At 50.8% G+C, this 18,462-nt stretch carries 17 protein-coding genes; 9 read left to right on the plus strand and 8 right to left on the minus strand.

The window, feature by feature from the left end:
• Window positions 1-54 precede the first annotated feature (54 nt).
• Together EKM84_RS04045 and EKM84_RS04050 are read right to left on the minus strand one after the other, a co-directional pair.
• A complete protein-coding gene (locus tag EKM84_RS04045) occupies window positions 55-1,863 on the minus strand; it encodes a UvrD-helicase domain-containing protein (protein ID WP_125763938.1) in 1,809 nt (602 codons plus the stop codon).
• 200 nt (window positions 1,864-2,063) lie between these two features.
• Window positions 2,064-2,654: an NAD(P)H-dependent oxidoreductase gene (locus tag EKM84_RS04050; protein ID WP_125763940.1), complete on the minus strand. Its 591-nt coding sequence runs from the start codon at window positions 2,652-2,654 to the stop codon at window positions 2,064-2,066.
• Window positions 2,655-2,753: 99 nt separating this feature from the next.
• On the opposite strand from EKM84_RS04050, the gene EKM84_RS04055 reads away from it, so the two are divergent.
• The gene (locus tag EKM84_RS04055; RefSeq protein ID WP_164511302.1) at window positions 2,754-3,326 is read left to right on the plus strand and encodes a Crp/Fnr family transcriptional regulator; all 573 of its coding nucleotides are present in this window, start codon (window positions 2,754-2,756) and stop codon (window positions 3,324-3,326) included.
• A gap of 66 nt (window positions 3,327-3,392) precedes the next feature.
• Here the strand turns inward: EKM84_RS04055 and EKM84_RS04060 are convergent, their stop codons facing one another.
• On the minus strand, window positions 3,393-3,629 hold the full coding sequence (locus EKM84_RS04060; RefSeq protein ID WP_125763944.1) for a type II toxin-antitoxin system Phd/YefM family antitoxin: 237 nt from the start codon (window positions 3,627-3,629) through the stop codon (window positions 3,393-3,395).
• On the opposite strand from EKM84_RS04060, the gene EKM84_RS04065 reads away from it, so the two are divergent.
• Window positions 3,565-4,215 (plus strand): NAD(P)H-binding protein, encoded by a 651-nt coding sequence (locus tag EKM84_RS04065; RefSeq protein ID WP_125763946.1) that lies wholly within the window; start codon window positions 3,565-3,567, stop codon window positions 4,213-4,215. The genes EKM84_RS04060 and EKM84_RS04065 overlap by 65 nt on opposite strands.
• A gap of 251 nt (window positions 4,216-4,466) precedes the next feature.
• Here the strand turns inward: EKM84_RS04065 and EKM84_RS04070 are convergent, their stop codons facing one another.
• Complete coding sequence (locus EKM84_RS04070) at window positions 4,467-5,720, minus strand: RNA-guided endonuclease InsQ/TnpB family protein (RefSeq protein ID WP_125763949.1); 1,254 nt, start codon at window positions 5,718-5,720, stop codon at window positions 4,467-4,469.
• A gap of 96 nt (window positions 5,721-5,816) precedes the next feature.
• Between EKM84_RS04070 and tnpA the strand changes: the two genes are divergently transcribed.
• A complete protein-coding gene (gene tnpA, locus EKM84_RS04075) occupies window positions 5,817-6,236 on the plus strand; it encodes an IS200/IS605 family transposase (protein WP_125763951.1) in 420 nt (139 codons plus the stop codon).
• A gap of 55 nt (window positions 6,237-6,291) precedes the next feature.
• Window positions 6,292-6,633: a nuclear transport factor 2 family protein gene (locus EKM84_RS04080; protein WP_125763953.1), complete on the plus strand. Its 342-nt coding sequence runs from the start codon at window positions 6,292-6,294 to the stop codon at window positions 6,631-6,633.
• Window positions 6,634-7,467: 834 nt separating this feature from the next.
• Here EKM84_RS04080 and EKM84_RS04085 read toward each other — a convergent pair.
• Window positions 7,468-9,105, minus strand: a complete 1,638-nt coding sequence (locus tag EKM84_RS04085; RefSeq protein WP_125763955.1) for a malolactic enzyme — start codon at window positions 9,103-9,105, stop codon at window positions 7,468-7,470.
• Window positions 9,106-9,635: 530 nt separating this feature from the next.
• Here EKM84_RS04085 and EKM84_RS04090 point away from each other — a divergent pair.
• Both EKM84_RS04090 and EKM84_RS04095 read left to right on the plus strand, forming a co-directional pair.
• A complete protein-coding gene (locus tag EKM84_RS04090) occupies window positions 9,636-10,520 on the plus strand; it encodes a LysR family transcriptional regulator (RefSeq protein ID WP_125763957.1) in 885 nt (294 codons plus the stop codon).
• 165 nt (window positions 10,521-10,685) lie between these two features.
• Window positions 10,686-11,873, plus strand: coding sequence for an ATP-binding protein (locus EKM84_RS04095; protein ID WP_225418136.1), 1,188 nt, complete (start codon window positions 10,686-10,688; stop codon window positions 11,871-11,873).
• Window positions 11,874-11,992: 119 nt separating this feature from the next.
• Here EKM84_RS04095 and abc-f read toward each other — a convergent pair whose 3' ends face one another.
• Window positions 11,993-13,495: a ribosomal protection-like ABC-F family protein gene (gene abc-f, locus EKM84_RS04100; RefSeq protein ID WP_125763959.1), complete on the minus strand. Its 1,503-nt coding sequence runs from the start codon at window positions 13,493-13,495 to the stop codon at window positions 11,993-11,995.
• 417 nt (window positions 13,496-13,912) lie between these two features.
• On the opposite strand from abc-f, the gene EKM84_RS04105 reads away from it, so the two are divergent.
• Window positions 13,913-14,530 carry a LysE/ArgO family amino acid transporter gene (locus EKM84_RS04105; protein ID WP_125763961.1) on the plus strand — a complete coding sequence of 206 codons (618 nt, stop codon included), beginning with the start codon at window positions 13,913-13,915 and terminating at the stop codon, window positions 14,528-14,530.
• A 97-nt stretch (window positions 14,531-14,627) separates the two neighbouring features.
• Window positions 14,628-15,563: an ADP-ribosylglycohydrolase family protein gene (locus tag EKM84_RS04110; RefSeq protein ID WP_125763963.1), complete on the plus strand. Its 936-nt coding sequence runs from the start codon at window positions 14,628-14,630 to the stop codon at window positions 15,561-15,563.
• Between the two features lie 70 nt (window positions 15,564-15,633).
• Here EKM84_RS04110 and EKM84_RS04115 read toward each other — a convergent pair whose 3' ends face one another.
• Together EKM84_RS04115 and EKM84_RS04120 are read right to left on the minus strand one after the other, a co-directional pair.
• Complete coding sequence (locus EKM84_RS04115) at window positions 15,634-16,338, minus strand: hypothetical protein (RefSeq protein WP_125763965.1); 705 nt, start codon at window positions 16,336-16,338, stop codon at window positions 15,634-15,636.
• A 95-nt stretch (window positions 16,339-16,433) separates the two neighbouring features.
• Entirely contained in the window at window positions 16,434-17,003 is a 570-nt protein-coding gene (locus tag EKM84_RS04120; protein WP_125763967.1) for a cadmium resistance transporter, read from the minus strand.
• Window positions 17,004-17,183: 180 nt separating this feature from the next.
• On the opposite strand from EKM84_RS04120, the gene EKM84_RS04125 reads away from it, so the two are divergent.
• A complete protein-coding gene (locus EKM84_RS04125; RefSeq protein WP_125763969.1) occupies window positions 17,184-18,377 on the plus strand; it encodes an MFS transporter in 1,194 nt (397 codons plus the stop codon).
• The last annotated feature ends 85 nt before the right edge of the window (window positions 18,378-18,462 follow it).

Genomic DNA, 18,462 nt, shown 5'->3' on the forward strand with positions numbered 1-18,462 from the left:
ACTGTATTATTAAAAGGCACACATCAGTTAGATGTGTGTCTTTTTGCAAGCTAGTTATTTAATCAAAATCAAACCCTTAGTTCCCCGTGAAGCCGCCACGTACCGGCGATTGTCGCCGAGTGGATCGTCCGTATAGAAGGGTGCCGTCCAGTCGGTGACCACGGCGAAGTCAAATTCTAAGCCCTTGGCCACGGTCAACGGCATAACGTTGATGCCCGGGCGAACAGTTCGCGTGCCGTCACCCGTAAGCAGTTGGGCGGCCGGTAATTGCGCAGCGAGTTCGCTTGCCCGCTGCGTCGAGGGTGTCAGGATACCAATGCTCTGGCCGGCAGTCGTTGGCAGGGTCGCAAGCACGTTTGTCAAATCAACATTTTCTAAGACTTGCGGCGCCGTGCCCGCGGTCTGGACCGCCTGAATCGTGGTTCGCCAATCACCCGCAAACTGTGCGAAGAACCGCGTGATCTCGCCGGTTGCACGGTAGCTGGTGGTGAGGTGGCGCACCGCCGTTTGGGCCGGGTCAAAGTAGTCGGCAATCGTGACGGCTTGGCCCGTGAGCCGTTGGCGGTGGTCGCCCACGATGGTGAGGTCGGCGTTGTGGTAGAGGGCCGTCAGAAATAGCCAGGTATCGGCGGCGTAGTCCTGGGCCTCGTCCACGAAGAGCGCCGCGGTGGTGGTTTGTTGGAAGTTGGTGAAGCGAATCAGGAGGTAGAGTTGGTCATAGGGGGTCAGTTCGGCTAATCCCAGTTCCTGCGCAAATGCTGGCCAGTCGAGCCACTCGTTGATGTCTTCCGGCACGCGGTCGACGGCCTGTAGCCAGCGCCAGGCCCGCTGCATGCGGGACAAGAGCGCCGTGCGGTCGTTGGATTGCGCGTACGCCGCTGGGGCTAGACCGGTTGGCGTTTGGACCAAGGGTTCTTGAATGATTTGTGCCAATTCAGCGAGGTGGTTGCCGGCCGTCGTTGGGACGGTCAGCCCAAACCGTCGACCCCAGGATTGGACCAAATGTAGGTAGGTGGTGCTCAACGGTTCGGCCTCACCTAACGCCGGCAACACGCCGCGAATGTAGCGGCTGAAGGCGACGTTGGGGGTCAGAATCAGGATATCTTCCGGCGTCCAGCTATCGCGATGGCGGTACAGCTGGTAGGCTACGCGTTGTAAGAGCACGGACGTCTTGCCACTGCCGGCAACGCCGTCGACTAGGACGGTGGGCTGGCTACTTTCACGGATGATGGCGTTTTGTTCCTGTTGAATGGTGGCCGTGATTTCCTGCAGGCCACCGCTGCGATTACTGGCGAGCACGTCTAGTAACAGCGGGTCGCCGATGGCCGCGTTGGTGTCGATGACCTGTTGGAGTTGGTCGTGGTCGATGATAAATTGTTGGCGCTGCGTCACCGTCACGGGAATGGTGCGCCCATTCGCTTGATAGCTGGTCGCCCCGGTCCGGTTGGCGTAGTACGCGTCAGCCACGGGGGCCCGCCAATCGTAGATCAAGTCGTTGGTATTTTCATCGGTGTAGCCGACCTTGCCGAGATAGAGGGCCTCCGCATCGCCGTCGCCAAAGTCGAGTTGCAGCTTGGCAAAGTAGGCCTGAGGCAAGAGTAATTGCGCGTGGGCCAAACGGGTGACGGCCGTATCGTGGCGGGCGTTCAGGGCATCAATTTGCCGGTTGCCGGCCTCGATACTGGCAAAGGTCTCCAGTTGATCACTGAAGGTCCCCAGGTCGAGATGGCCTTCGCCATTGAGTTGTTGCTTCATGGCGCGGGCCGTGGCGGTCAGTTCGGCCAATTGCTGGGTGAGTCGCTGACTGTCGGTCGTTAATCGTTGGTAAATCTCCTGTAGATGGTGAGCCTCTGATTGTGCCATCCAATCACCTCCGAGGCCTCTAGTTTACGCGCTTTGGCGGCAATGACCAGTCTGTTTTTCGCGGGACGGCCATGGTATAATAGATGTGGGGAAAAGGCCGGGTACTCAAATGTGGTGCCTGGCCACTAACTGTAAAAAATTAATGATTAATAACAAAAAACACGTTGTAACTTTAATTAGTTAGAACGTGTTTTTAAGAACTAGATGGTGAATTTCTGTAGAATCTGTTGTCGTTGCGCCAACGGTTTCTTCTCGACTTGGGCGAAGTTGTGCCATTTGAAATGCCAGAGGCGGGTCTTCAGAAAAGTCCCCCGGAAGAGGAGCTTGGCCAAAGGCGCGCCAAACACTAAACGATAAAGCAGGTTGGGCGTGCTCATGGTCGTGATGATGTCAATCTTTGGTTGCTTGGTCAGTTTGGTCTTCATGGTGTCGGCCTGATACAGTTGCCCCTTGGCGTAAACTTTGTCGAGAAAACCCTTGGTCATGGCCGGCATGACTTCCCACCAAACCGGGAACATGAAGATGATCCGGTCGGCCGCGAGCAGGCGTTGCTGGTAGTCGGCGACTTGGGGGTCGGTGGCCTGTCCACGGCGCCAATTGCTAAGGTCGGCAGCGGACATGACTGGGTTGAAGCCATCCGCGTGTAGATCCATTAAATCAATGTCATTATTTTCCTGACGCAACTGGGTCATGACGCGTTGTAGCAATGCCGCTAAGAATGAGCGGTGGTGGGGCACGTTGTTGCCAGCGGTTGCGGTGTAGGGATGATCAAAGATGATAACAGTTTTCATAAGTAAGACCTCGTTTTTAGTTAATACAGTGAGTATAGACGGGGTGCCCGTCGTCGGCATTAACATATGTTAACGGGGTCAGTGAAAGGGGACGGCAATATGGTCGCACCAGCATACTTAGTCCAAAAATTTCCGGAAATTGGCGCGCACTGGGCAGAGCTACAGGACTTATTCATCACTAAAAAGGTTCCAGCCGGTACGACGCTACTCGCGGAGGGGGACGTGGCCACTGAAATTTTTATCATCACGCAAGGGGCGCTGCGGCTCTGGCACAATAGTGCGGGCAAGGACGTGACCCTGCAATTCTTCTTCGAGAATCAGCTGGTTTCTTCCTTTGAAAGCTTCTACCTGGGCCAGCCCAGTGGCTTTTCGATTGAGAGTTTCGAAGACACTGAGGTCCTGATGCTCAGCCGGGCGGATGCCAACCGGATTCAACAAAAGTATCCAGCGATTGAACCCGCCGTTACACGGTTCGTTTGCGAACGGTTCATTGCCTACCGCAACATTTTCTTTGACCAGCTCCAGTATTCACCGGTTGAGCGTTACCAGAAGCTGGCAGCCGATGCCCCGGAAATTTTGGACCGGGTGCCGCTGCATCTGGTGGCGTCTTACTTGGGGATGACGCCGGTGTCGTTGAGTCGGATTCGAACGCGATTGAAGGCACAAGATTAACATAGCTTCAAAAAGGCGTGGCGTAGATTTATCCTGAGTGTTCAGGTAAATTTACGCCACGTCTTTTTAGTGGTTAGTGTTAGGTTCGTTGGATTTGGCCGCGAGAAATTGCTGTTCACTACGTCCGATTTTGGCCATTAGATACGTGTTTGCGGTGATTTTTAGCGTCTCAATCAAGGAATCGTATTCTGAGACTGATAGGACAACGACATCATTTTTACCGCCAGGGGTTGTGATGATGAGTGGTTCAGAAACTTCGTTGACAGTTTTTAGATATGTTTTCAGAACAAACATCTTAATCATTGGCGCAACGGGTTCTGTGGGCAGTGTCACCCGGCAATACTTTTTAGACAATACGGACGATCAATTGACCCTGATGGCACGGAGCACGAGCTGCTTGGGTAGCTTGAATGCCGACCGTGAGCGGGCGCTAGCTGGCAGTGTGACCGATGCAGCGCTGTTAAAGACGGCCTTGCAGGGCCAAGATGTGGTGTTCGCGGCGTTGAGTGGCAACTTAGCGGGCATGGCCCAGAGTTTGGTGACCGCGATGGATGCGGCTGGCGTCAAACGGCTGTTGTTCATTGCCTCCATGGGTATTTATAATGAAATTCCTGCTAGCCTAGGTGCCGGTGGTAACCTGCAAAGCAACCCCATGCTACGCGGCTATCGGGCTGCAGCGGACGTGATTGAAGTCTCCGACCTGAACTACACGGTCATTTGTCCCGGTTGGTTTGATGGCGGCAATGACACCGACTATGAGGTCACTAAGAAGGGTGAACCGTTTGGGGGCCAAGACGTGTCGCGTAAGAGCATTGCTGATTTGGTGATGCGGTTGGCTCATGACGAGACGTTGGGTTCCCGTGACAGCTTAGGCATTAACCGGAAATAGAGGCGTGCTGCCGGCTACTGGATTTCAAAGGATGAGGAATCCAATCCTGAACGCAATCAATCAGAAGAAGGCTATTTAGATGAACGAAGAAATTGTCAACCACGCCCGTTTAAAAACGGACGCTTGTGAGAACCACACCCCATAGCATGGCGACCACAATTTACTTAGATACAGCGCTAGCCTACGAATAGGACTTATCCGCTAATTACCGAAGCCTTTTAGGTCCGTAGGTTGCCAGACGGACTTGTTTCTTATAAAGCTACTAAACCTTTAGCTAGAATATTTTTAGCTGCATTACGGTCGCGCACATGAAATGTCCCACAATTAGGGCACGTCCACTTGCGGTCAGCCAACGTCAACTTATTCTTGCCGACCATGATGTACCCACAGTGGCTACAAGTTTGCGTCGTATTTCGGGGATCAATCGTCAAAAATTTCCGGCCATATAGGTCAGCTTTGTAAGCCAACATGCCCAGTAAAGTTCGCCAACCAACGTCCGAGATGCTCATTGCCAACGCGTGATTCCGCAACATATTTTTACTCCGCAGTTCTTCAGCTACAACTAAATCGTGGTTTTTGATCAAGGTCGTAGAGACGTAGTGTAGGAAGTTTTTACGTTGATTGGTAACTTTGAGCTGTAACTTAGCTACTAGTAACCGTTGCTTTTGATAGTTCTTTGATTCTGATAACCGTCGTTGACTCTTTTTAGCTCGTCTGGCCCGTCGTGATAGTTTCCGCTGGGCTTTAGCCAGCTTTCCTTTAATCATCCGGTAATAGCGCGGATTATCAATCACCTGTCCATTGGAATCTGTCAGGAAATTATCAAGATTCAAATCAATGCCGACTTTAGATTTGACGATTGGTTGTTTAGCAACAAAGGGGTGTTCTGACCCAATCTGTAGGGACACAAAGTAATGATCTGCAGCGTCCATTGAAACTGTTGTCGTTCCAATTCTAATGTCATTAGCTTGGTCTAAAATCTTCGATGGAAGTCCCTTGAAACGGAGACGGCCTAGTTTGGGTAGCCATAGGTGGTGAGTGTCAGTTAGTCTAACGCTACCATTCTTCATAGTTGGAACTGTCACTTTGGCACTGTAAAGACAAGATGTTTGATAAGTCTGAGAATAACCACGTTTATGAAACTTAGGCGTTCCAGCCTGATGAACCTGGTAGAATAATTTCCAAGCTGTTTTGTAATTCTTGATGGCATTAGCCTTCATCAGACTGTCAAAGTCTGGATGGTTGAGCCAACCATGGATATTGGAGATAGCAGTTGATGGCTTTTTCAGCCGTTCAGTCAAGTCAGCAATCCGCTTCAAAACAAGCGTGATTGGTGTTTTAACTTTCTTCAACCAAAATAGGTCATTGTTCATCCCGTTCATTTCGTTATAAATAAAGCGACTCGCATCACTGTTACGTTTGATCAGCCTTTTCTGTTCGGTTGAAGGAAAGACCCGGACCTTAACCCCATAATGATAAGGTAATTGTGCCATCGTCTTCGTCATAAATTGCCACCTCCTTTTGCTTGATAGTAAGCATATCATATGAGTATACTGTATCCATAGTAAGTTGTCTTATAATAATATTTATGGAGGGTGCATATGAGTAAAAGTGATGGCGGAGAAATCCACGAACGAGGCTATGTTTACAACTTTCATTTTCAATTGGCCTGGGTCACCAAATACCGACACGAAGCGTTTACAACGCCCAAGCTGGTCGCTGAAATGACCGACATTCTAACGAAGATAGCCCGACTGAACGAAGTGACAATTGAGCAAATGGAGGTAATGCCTGATTATATCCACTTACTACTAAGCTTTAAGCCCAAGTACGCGCCAACCAATGTTGTCAAAGCCTTCAAGGGCGGCTCGGCTCGCCTATTCTTTGAACTACATCCAGAGATAAAGGCTCAAAAATCCTGGGGTGGACATCTTTGGTCGGCTAGTTACTTCATGAGTACCCTGGGTGATATGAGCAAGACGACCGTAGAAAATTATATTGCTAATCAGCGAAAGGCATAGGTGGCATTCATCCCTTGTTTGAAAACAAGGGAATTCTGCCAAATTTATATTAAATTTGTACCGCGCGTACAATACCGCCATGGCCGCCGATGATACAACGGTGTTGGACCGTTTGCTGGGGCCAGACTTTACGCTGACGCACATGACCGGTTACGTTCAGCCACGGGCGGAATGGTTGCGGGAGCTGGACCAGGGCACGATGCGTTACTTTGCCTCCGAGGAAGAACACGTGACGATGCAACCGACCGCGGCGGGCTGGCAATTAGTTGGGCAGAACCGCGTCACTGCCAGCATTCATGGCAGTGGTAAGTATGCGTGGCCGTTGAACACGGAGATGGTAATTCAACAGGTTGCTGGCAATTGGCAGATCATGTCGGCCGTGGTGACCACGTATTAGGTTAATAGAATGTTTCACATGAAACAACGCTAGCTTGGTCACTAGTGGCTAGGGCTGGCGTTGTTTTGGTTAGGGATGAATCAAGGTAGTGTGCGACTCAAATATAGGCCGACTCAACTCATCAAAATCACCGGGCGTTGAAGACACTGAGGGAATTGTTAGAAATGTGAAGGTTTGGTGACTTGTTGTCGAGATGGGTAGGACCTGATTTTAATTGTTGGGAATCAGTAGCTTCTCATGGTATACTGAACGCAACAAAGGCGAGGGTGTTGGAGCACCCCCGCCAATGGCAGAGTCGTTATTCACGACCAACAGTTTTATAGCGAACAAGAATCGTCCTAAACCCGTTGAAAGTTTAGAGGACGATTTTTATTTGTCCGGATGTTTAAACTCATGCCACGTCTTTTGCAACTTAACGATAGCCTTAACGAGGCTCGTCAATCGGTGTACCAACAGCGTACAGAGCGATATCAGAACAACGCCAAAAGCGACTAGGTCAAGTAACGTGACCGCTATCCAAGACAAGGCAACCTCCTTTCGTTTGGTATGGTGAAACGCTCTTACAACTCACGTCATAAGCCCCAGTCCCTTACAATTAGATTTACCGGTCGTCATTAACTTCTCTACGAAATTCAGTGTAACAGAGTTGGGACAAATAACCGCCTGAAAGCCCTCCATATCAGCATTTAAATGTTTTGCTATAACGTTATTTATTTCTCGCTAAACAAAGTAGTATGCACCAAAAAAGATTGATCTCAGCGAACTGAGGTCAATCTTTTTTGCAACGGTGGCCCTCTGAACAGAGCCGAGTTGCGGTTATGTGGATTTCTAAGGTTAGTTATTTTCAGGGTAAACGGGGGCCCATTTCATTTCAGCCACGGCCTGTTTGGCGTCGCTAATGGGTTCCTTGTTCAGGCCCTGATCCAGAACACTTTGGGCCACAATCTCGGCCAGCTTCTGGGAGAAGGTCGTCAGCTGGTCAACGGGGGGTAAGACCGCGGCACCGGGCTGGCTGGCGTCGACCAGACCGCCCAAGGCGTGGCAGGCGGCGGAAAGCGTTTCGCCGTTCAAGACCTTGGCCGTGGCGGCAATCAGGCCGAAGCCCAGGCCGGGGTACATCAGCGCGTTATTGCCTTGGCCAATGTGGTAGGTCGTGCCCTGGTAGTCCACGTCGCCGGCAGGAATTCCGGTGGCAATCAGCGCCTGACCGTCCGTCCAGTTGATCAGGTCAGCTGCGGTCGCCTCGGCGAGCTTCGTGGGGTTAGACAGTGGGAAAATAATTGGCCGTGGGGTGTGAGCGGCCATATCCTTGACGATGGCCTCGGTAAACGTGCCCGGTTGCGTCGATGTCCCAATCAGAACGGTTGGGTGAATCGTGTGGACTACGGCGGCTAAGCTCGTGAGTTCGTTGGCGTTGGCAAATTCGGACCGGTCACGCGTAAATGGCCGTTGGGCGGCAGTCAGGTCAGGGGTGTCGGTGAACAACAGGCCCTGACGGTCGACCGCGTAGAAATGGCTACGCGCTTCGGCCTCGGATAGGCCGGCCCGCATGAGTTCGTCGAGAATCTGGTTGGCAATCCCCATGCCGGCGGTCCCGGCACCAAACGTCACGAATTTTTGATCGGTGATTGCTTCGTGAGAAATGTTGAGGGCACCCAGAATACCGGCGAGCACAACCATCCCAGTTCCCTGGATATCGTCGTTAAAGGTGAGAAATTGGTCCTGGTATTTATCGAGAATGACCTGCGCGTTGCCACGACCGAAGTCCTCCCAGTGTAGCAGGGATTCGGGAAACAGCTTGCGTTCGGCGGTCACAAATTTATCAATAATAGCGAGGTAGTCGTCACCGGCCATGCGACGATGATGGTTTCCCAGGTACAGCGGGTCGTCCAGCAATTTTTGATTGTTGGTCCCAGCATCAATACTGACGGGCAGAACCTGGGCCGGGTCGATACCAGCCGCGGCGGTGTACACCATCAGCTTGCCCACGGCGATGTCGACCCCGTTGACACCCCAGTCGCCCATGCCCAGAATTCCTTCGGCATCGGTGACCACGACCAGGCGAATGTCCCGACCGTCAGCGGCGTTTTTCAGCGTTGCTTCGATGTTGTCGGGATCGTCCACGGAAATGAAGACCGCATTTTGTGGGTCCGTGAACAGGTGGCTGTATTCTTCAATGGCGTCGGCTACCGTGGGGTCGTACACGATGGGCATGAATTCCACCACGTGGTCGGCCATCAGCTTGAAGAATAAGGTCCGGTTTTCGTTAAAAATGGTCATTAAAAAGAGCCGCTTTTCAAGATTGTTGGCCTTACTTTGATATTGGGCATAGGCCTGGGTTGCCTGTTCGTCCAGCGTTTGGACATGGCTCGGCAGGGTGCCGACGAGGCCGAGGGCTTGGCGTTCGGCCGTGGTAAAGGCGGTACCCTTGTTTAAGAAGGGGTTATTTAAAATGCTAGCTGTTGAGTTCATAATGATTTTTCCTCCAAATTTCAATTTGTTGGGTTAAACATGTCGCCTCCGGACCGGTGAAAACTGAGCCGGAACGCTGTGGTGTTCGTTCCCGACGGCGAATTCAAAGTGCCCTGCTGTGGGGCCGGTTCCAGCCTGAGAAGCGGGCTTCCGCCTCGACTTTGAGCCAAAAGGCGGTCTCAAAGGTCGTCCCGTGCTCTAGGCAGGTAAAGCTCCTGCCAAGACCACCGACACAGCTGGTCGCTTTGATTCGCCTCTGGTCACTAGGACAGTTCTAGCTGATTGTCCCTAGTCCTGTGACCGACAGGGGTTAACTCGTCAGTGTGTATTAGATGTTTGATGATTAGATGGCTAATTCATGATTGCTATCATGGATTGATTAACTAACGTTGCTGACATTAAACGTTAATCACTGCTTCAACTTTACAAGTCCTACTATAGGTGGCCAGGCTAGTTATAGTCAAACATAGCAGTTGATATAAAAATAATTTATAATAGGTCTACAAACGTTGATATTAGGGGGACTAAATATGAACACGAAAGACTTAGCCTATTTTTCAGATTTAACCCAGGCCAAAAACTTTTCCAAAGTGGCGCAGGATTTTGGCGTGACCCAGCCGACGATTACCATGGCTATCAAACGGCTGGAGGCGGAATTTCAGACTAAATTGGTGCTGCGCGACCGGACGCGTAACGATTTGGTCGTGACGGCTAGCGGGGAGCAGCTGGCGGTTCATGCGCGGGCAATTTTGGCCGAACTTGACCTGACGCACCAAGAGATCACGCATCTGACGCAGGATCAGACCGTATTAGGACTGCCCCCAATCATTGAAAATCACTACTTCCCCCGGGTGGCGGCCCATTTGCAGGCACAGGGGATGCTGGCCAACCTCCAAACGCTGGAGGGCGGGTCGGTGTGGTTGCGGCAGGCGTTGCGGGACGGTCAAGCTGACCTAGCGTTGCTGGGGTCCACGGCACCCCTAAGCTATAAATCGCTAGTGGCCGAGGAATTTGACCGCCAACCGTTTCGCATTTTTGTGGCAGCGGATCACCCCCTAGCTAAACGGCAGCGCATTTACTTCAGTGAGTTGAAGTACGAAAAGTTCGTTCTATTCGATAGTAGCTTTGTCCACAACACGGCCTTTAATCAGTTCACACGACGCAACCATTTTCGACCAGAAGTGGTCTTCCGGGCCAACGACACCCACGTCATCATGAACTTGGTCGCCCAAAATGTTGGCGTGACCTTCCTCACAGCCATTGGCGCCCAGCACCGTGACGACGTGGTTCAGCTGGAACTGCTGGATGATGCTCAACCAAAGTTTATTGCCAGCATCGTTTACCGTGACTCTCACGTGTTGACGCCAACTCAGAAACAAGTGTTGGCGGTATTACGAACGACGTTGGGAGAATAGGGTGGCAATCCAGTGACTGGTTCACGTCAGGTTTCCTGACAGTTCTTTAAACATACTTGAAGAACTATGGTTAATTTTTATTTTCTTCAAGTATACTTGAAGAAATACGTTGATTTACCATTTTCTTCAAGTATAATTGAAGAAAATGAATTAGAGGTGATCCACATGGTCGTTCGGCAACTTTACCTGGATCGATTGAAAAAGTATCAAGATACGGAATTTGTTAAGGTTATTACCGGTGTTCGGCGATCCGGGAAGACCTTTGTACTACGGATGTTTCGCGATTACCTGCAAGAAAGCGGGATTGCGTCCAATCAGATTATCTTTATCAATTTTGAATCCATGAAGTATCAGCACCTACTCACCAAAGAAGCGTTGTATCAGTATGTCACGGAACACGTGGTTGCTCACCGAAAGATGTATTTATTTTTCGATGAGGTTCAGCGAGTGGTTGGCTGGGAGGATGCCATCAATAGCTTTCGGGTTGATTTTGATGCAGACATCTATGTCTCTGGTTCTAACGCATCCTTACTGTCAGGTGAGCTTGCGACCTTACTGACTGGCCGGATGATTGAGATTCCGATTTACCCGTTGTCTTTTAAAGAGTTTTTACAATTCACGAAAAATACTAAGCCACTTGAATTGGCTTTCAATGATTATGTGACAGAGGGTGGATTCCCAGCTGTGGCCCTGGTTGACGATGCTGAGGTCAAACGTAGTGTTCTCGATGGGATTTACAGTTCGATTTTGTTACGTGATGTGAACGAGCGAGCCGCAATTAGAAACGATGGGATGCTGACGCAGGTGGCAACGTACTTGCTCAGTGAAATCGGTAATCCAATCTCTGGTAACAAGATTTCAGGTGTTTTGCAAAATGAGGGATGGAAGGTCAATCCGACTTCAACATTGCGCTATATGGGGTTACTCTGCGATGCCTTCATTTTTTACCCTGCCAAACGCTATGATCTTCGGGGCAAGAATTATCTGCGCTCGACGGCCAAATATTATGCGGTTGATACAGGGCTGCGGAATGTCACGCTGAATCGTAATTATCGCGATAACTTTGGCCATCAGATTGAAAATATTGTTTACCTGGAGCTGCTACGTCGGGGCTACCGGGTTGATGTCGGTAAATATGATGATCAAGAAATTGATTTCGTCGCAAAACGGGGTAGCGAGGTGGCCTACTACCAGGTGACAATGCAGTTGCCTACCAAGGATAACCGTGAGATTGGGAATCTACAGGCTTTGGCTGACAACTATCCCAAGACCTTGATTACAGCCAATCGGATGGACGTGGGCGAAGCAGCTGGCATTCCGATTGTCCATATCGTGGATTGGCTATTGAATTAGGTCATGCCGGTTGCTAGCAAAATCGGCAGCGTAAAAATAGTAAGCGAAAAAGCGTCTGGGACAGCAACCCCAGGCGCTTTTGCTAGTTAAATTTACGCGATTGCATCAAGTGGCTAAATCTACTCGCCAGATTTAGGGTTTAGTTCAATCACCTGCGTCGCCACGTCCGTCACAAACTGCTGGTCGTGCTCCACGAATAATAGCGTGGGGTTGGCCGTGGTCACCAGGGTGGTCAGCTGCTCCTGATTGAAGACGTCAAGGTAGTTGAGCGGCTCATCCCAAATGAACAGGTTGGCCGGCGTGATCAGCGATTGGGCGAGCTCGACCTTTTTCTGTTGCCCCATGCTCATTTGCTCGATGGGGGTGTGAAAAACATCACGCGGCAAGCCCAGCTTCTTGAGCGTGTTCAACAAGGCATTGCGGTCCAGGTGGTGGGCCGTGGCAAATGCCGTCAGTGATCCCTGATTATCCTCTGAAAGTTGCCGGGTCAGGCTCAAGGACAGCTGCGGCTTCAACTCGGCAACGCCGGTAGCGGTCCCGGTAAAGGTTCCCCGCAGATAGTGGAGGAAGGAAGATTTGCCGCTACCGTTGGGGCCAATGATGGCGAGCCGGTCACCCTGTTCGAGGTCAAACGAGATGGGCTGAAATAGCTGCCGGTCGCCGTACCACAGCGAAAAGTCAGCGACATGGAGGAGCGGCTGGTAGTGGGTCGCGACCGGCGTCAGGGTGAGGGGTGCCACGTGCTCAATGTTTTGGCGGAGGCCCTCGGTGGCCTTAAGTTCCCGGTCACGCCGACGTTCCAGGTTGCGGGCCCGTTTCATCATTTTCGCGGGGAGGGTACTACTGCCAACGGCGCCCCAGCCGCTATTTTTCTCGTGAGGATTGCCATGGGTGCGGCTTTCGGTGATTTTGGCCCAGTTGGTGCGGTCAACCGCGACGTGTTGCAGGCGATTGGCTTCCTTTTTCAAGCGCGCATCGCGTTCCTCCTCGAAGGCGTCACGGCGCTGTTTCTGTTCCTCGTAAACGGCAAAGTTGCCGTGGTAGAGAATGACCTGCTGGCGTTCGATGGCTAGCGTGTGGTCGGTCACCTGATTGAGAAAGTGGCGGTCATGACTGACGACGATAAACCCCTGGCGCTTGCTCCGCAGGTAGGCGGCGACCCGTTGGCGACTGGGCAGGTCGAGGTGATTGGTGGGCTCGTCAATCAGTGGGTAGGCCTGGTCGTCAGCAAATAAAATGGCGAGGAGCGCCTTGGTTTGTTCTCCACCGGAGAGCGAGGCAAAGGGTTGCGTGAGCCGCGCGGGGTCCAGGTCGAGTTGGCGAAGCTCACGTTCGAGCTGCCAATCGGCGACCGGTGAAATGGCCTGCAGGACGGCAGTGGCCGACTGGCTAGGATCAGCAACGGTGGCGGGAAAATACACATAGTTCTGGTTGCCAGTAATGGTGCCCTGGTAGGGTAGACGCCCCCGCAACAGGTTAAACAGCGTGGTCTTTCCCCGACCGTTGCGGCCGACTAAGCCCAGTTTCCACTGGGATTCTAACGATAATTCAACATGATCAAAGAGTAAGCTGGCATTCGTATCAAAGCCGAAGGTCAGGTGGTGTAAGGCAATTTTTGGCATATAACGGGACTTCCCATCTAGGTTGACTAAGGGTCTTCAGTAATGGGGTGTTAGATGCTGCGTTCTTCACATTAATCGCATTCTTTCTCGGTTTAGATGGTTCCGCTGGTAGCTAGAAGGAAGCGATTAACGGAACTCTTAAATGAATTTTAGATTAGAAAACAATTAAAATCAAGTGAAAACGTTTAAGCTAGTTGCTGGCGACTGACTTTACTAGGAACCCCTAAGTCGTTGGGAAGGGATTCAGAAGAAAAGCGATAGTCGCTGGTTTGGGTCAAAAGGTACGCCCGATAACGATTTAGCCCTCAGACAATTCTAGTTTTTCTTTAATTTTCACAGAAGGTTTGGTATGCTTGTCAGATACTGAAAAAATCTCGGGGCAAGTACGGCATAGGCCTAGAGGGAAAGCGGGTTCACATGTCAGCAATTTATTTGCGTGGTCTCCTATTGAGTCTGGCCTTGGTATCCTCCATTGGGATGCAAAATTTGTTCGTCTTTAACAACGCTATCAACCAACCACTGAAGCGGGCCTGGCCCGTCACATTAATGGTCTGGTTTGCCGATACGGCACTGACTTTGGCAGGGTTCTTCGGCATGGGGGCAATCATCAGTGCCCACGAAATGTTTAAACTGATTATCATGTTCCTGGGTGGATTACTGGTCATTTGGATTGGGTTTGGCATCTTGCGGTCGGCGGCGAGCTTTAAGCTAGAGAGTGCCAACACGCTGTTACCGATGAAAAAATCCCTGATCAACGCGTGGGTCGTGACCTGGGCCAATCCGCAAGCCATTATCGATACCAGTCTGATGTTCGGGGCGATGCGGGGATCGTTGAGCAATACGCAAGTCACACCATTTATCTCGGGTGTGGTTTCGGCCACGGCCATCTGGTTCTTCGGTATCACGCTGATTCTGGGACTCCTAAAGGAACGCCTGCCACAACGCTTCCTGATGTGGGTCAACATTGTTTCCGGAGTCGTCGTAATGTTTTACGGGGTCTACTTGCTGTACCAAGTTGTACTGATGGTGATTTAGAAATTAATGAACGGCCCTGAGACTAGGGGCCGTTTTTGTTTACCCTTTTTTAGGTGTAGATTAGAGGGAGAACCGTTCGGATTCAAAGGAGGAACCCATGAAAAAAGCAGAAATTCTAAATAGTCTTCGGGTGGCGGCCGTTGCCGATGCTTTAGGCGTCCCGGCGGAAATGAAACAGCGGGGTCAGTATCAGTTGCTGGGGATGACCGGTGAAGGAACCTGGTCGCAACCGATGGGAAGTTGGTCGGATGATACGTCGATGACCCTGTGCCTAATTCAAAATATTTTGGAACAAGGGAGTGCCGATGACCTGTTGAATAAGTTTGAACGCTACATGATGTTTGGTGAATGGACGCCGCGGGGGGTGACCTTTGATGTGGGCCGCACCTGCGCCCATGCCGTTCGCCAACATGCCATTAACCACGTTCCCGCGGTTCAGTGTGGGGATGCTTCAGAACAGGCTAATGGTAATGGCGCGTTGATGCGAATTGCGCCGTTGGCATTTAGCCTTGCGAAACAGCCAGTTGATGAGCGCATTCGCCAGTCAATCGCCATGACCACCATCACGCACGGCCATCCACGAGCGGTCGTTGGCAGTGTCATTTATTTGGAAGTCCTGCATGAACTATTGCAGGGACACACGTTACCAACTGCGCTAAAGACAGTACAGGCACGAGTGCTAGCGGTATTTTCTGGCGAGCTAGTAATGGCACAGGAGCTGGCGGCCTACCAGCGATTGTTTGCGATTGACTTTGGCCAGCTACCCGTTTCCGCGATTAAAACATCGGGCTACGTGGTGGACACCCTAGAGGCAGCGGTCTGGGTGGCCTTGAATTACCAGGACTTACAGACCGGGCTGTTGGCTGCGGTCAATCTGGGTGGGGATGTGGATACGATTGCGACGGTAGCGGGCTCGCTCATGTCCGTCGCACACCCGGACCAACCGGTGCCAGCGGACTGGTGGCAGGCTACGTTGAATCATGAATTGCTGGACAAACTGATGGTGCCCTTTGCGGCTAGATTTGGCGATTAGTGGCCAAATTAAAATCCCTAGGTAACGACGAATAATTGTCGTTACCTAGGGATTCTTTGGTTATTTTAAATTAATCTTTCGGTCGAAAGGGCACCACATTATCACCCGCATCACCATTGTCAGGGTCGTCGGCCGACATGTCATCGAAGACCGACTGCATGAAATTGTCGAATTCAGCCGGCGTATCCGGCACGTCCTCCGCCGTGTACTCATCGGTCGCGAGCTTGGTAAATAACTGGTGGTGCCGGGCGTAGGCAAAGATATTGTGTAGCGCCTTGATGTCGGCGGGATAGGCGTAGAGCCCGAAGGTCAGGTTGGCCTCGTCGAGAAAATACTTGAAGTCGCGCTTGCCCATGGCCAGTTTGGTGGCCTGATAGGCATCGTTCATGATGATGCCCATCATGGTGTTTTTGAGTGTCAGGTAAACAACGTCCTCGTTGCCGGCCACGTCGATTAGATCAGCGAACGCAATATCATGTGTTTCCCGCCGGCCCGTCCGCAGATTTTTACCGGAGAGGGTCACGTGGGTGGTCGCTGGTTTTTGCCGGGGGGCTGGGCTCTCCGGTGTCTGCTTGAGGGCCAGTGCCATGAATGCATGGAAGGCCTTGTCATCGGTCAGGTTGAGCTTGTCGCGCATCTCGTTGATCAAGAGTCCCAGTGCGGTGCTGTAGGCAGCCGGATCCTTGAGGGTCTGCGTTGCCGCCGCGGCCTTGACCCAGGGCTCGCCGTCCGGACCGATACCTAATGTGAAGAGTGGTGCACCTTCGTCGTCCATGTTTTCCTCCCGTAAAAACGCATTTAGTCCCTCAATTATAACGTAATTGACCACAGCGGTGGGCCGTAACCGAAAAAATGTTCCATGTGAAACATCTAAAGTAAAATGGCGAGGCCCACGCAAACGAACAGCAATGGCGACAACCAAGCTCCGAACCGCGCGAAGAAGTGACTGGCGGCGGGCGACTGGGCAACGCGGTGACTGACAATCAGCCAGAGGCCAATCAGGGTCAGGAAAATAACCAGAACGCCACCAAACTCGGGATGGTCGAGCCGCGTAAAGTAGGGGATGTAGATGCTGAGGTTGTCGCCACCGTTACCAATCGTCAGCGACCAGACCAATGGCAGGCTGACCACGCGCGTTAAGGCTGGTGGCAAGCCGGTTGTGTGGCGCACGTGCCACCATCGCCACAGACCGGTGATCCCCAAAGTTAGGGGAACTAGCCCCAGCCAGCGGGTCCATTCGGCTAAGTTGTAGTGTAAGACCCCTCGGCTAGCTAGCCAGGCGACCAGAATCAGGGTGAGAATCCCTAGGTATTGGCCGAGAACAATGTGGTGGCGTTGTCGCGGTGTCTCTGCGGCCAACCACAGCAGGAGCAAGACGACCAGGTCGTCGGTGTCGGTAACCAAGAAGATACCAATGGCGGTTAAGGTGAAGACTAGCATGATGGTGGGCTCCTCAGTGTTGTAGAATTAAGTCCATTGTACGCTTGATTGGTGTTAGAACAAATCCGTCTACAGTCAAAAGTAGTCAAACTAATAATCTCAATTGAATCCTACAAAAATTTAGACTGAATATAAATCTTGGTGTAGGCTCACGGCAATCAAACCGAAGAATGTGGAAAAATGAAAGGAATCAAACGCTATGTGGGTACCCTAAAAAAGTACAAACCATTACTCGGATATATCACCCTGTTTTATCTCGTTATGGGGATTTCCAAGTACACCCAAATCTTGTATTTTCAGCAGAATGGACGATTGATGAATTTCTCTTTAGCGTATTCAGCGATGGCAGTTGCCGGCTCATTGTCATTCCTAGTAGCTAATTTGCTTGAAAAGGTGGCCCTAAGAAAAGTTGCTAATACTTTAGGACTTGTCTACGCGGTTGGTATGTTCCTAAGAGTGTTCTTTCAAAGTCGGGTAGTAGCAATCATCTCAGGAAGTCTTTCCGGAGTCGGTGCTGCGATTTTAATTTTAGTTATTAGACGGTGGCTATATTTGGAAGCGGATAGAAATTCCCAGGATAGGCAATTTCTCATTTCATCTCGGTACACGTTAATGCAGATAGCGTCACTATTGGCGACGTTAATGACGGGATTGATTTTATTTGCTATTTCAGCAAGTAACAGAGTCTACGTCATTATTTTGATTGCTTCGGCGCTCGGGATTATTTTGTTGCCAACGGGCTCAGTTCCTAGTGATGAAATTAAGATTGAGAAACGGTCACGAGCTATCACGTTACCAGATAATCGGGTACGTGGATTATTGTATTTAGGTGTTGTTATTTTTATGGGTATAGCAACGTCACTTGTTGACCCCATAGCGCCAGCAATTTTGAGGTCAGTCGGTTATAGTGTTGCGTCTGTGAGTCTTACGATGGCAATTTTAGGCATAGTGGCCATGTTATCAGCCTTTTTATTCCAATTGCCAGTGTTTAATAGACGTCCAGATAATTATTTTTGGCTGATTGAATCGGTTTCGGGAATAATTATTATCTTCTGCGGATTGATGAAACGGAACCAAGCCATTTGGACAATGGTCGCTTTTGGCGTGATGGCCGTTGAGGGAACCGGCTTTTTTATTTTGAAGGAGTTAATCGAGTACGAGATGTTTCCTAAAAATGAGCTAGTTCTTTACTTAGGATTGGCTCAGTCAGGATTCTTGATTGGGGATGCAATTGGGGCACCACTGGGAACAACCCTCTTTCAGCTTACTAATAGTCGCGTTTTGTTGGTTGTTTACGGGACTATGATTATGCTCTGTGGTTTTTTGTACAAAACGTTGTCTAGAAGTTTTAGACGAGATAGGTGTTTCAGATGAAAAGTTGCGTTGAGAGCTAAAAGATTAGAAAATCAAAAAATCCGCTCAATCCCAATCAGGATGTGAGCGGATTTTATTAAATAAT

Origin of the sequence: Levilactobacillus mulengensis, assembly GCF_003946045.1 — a bacterium.
Taxonomy (GTDB): Bacteria; Bacillota; Bacilli; order Lactobacillales; family Lactobacillaceae; genus Levilactobacillus; species Levilactobacillus mulengensis.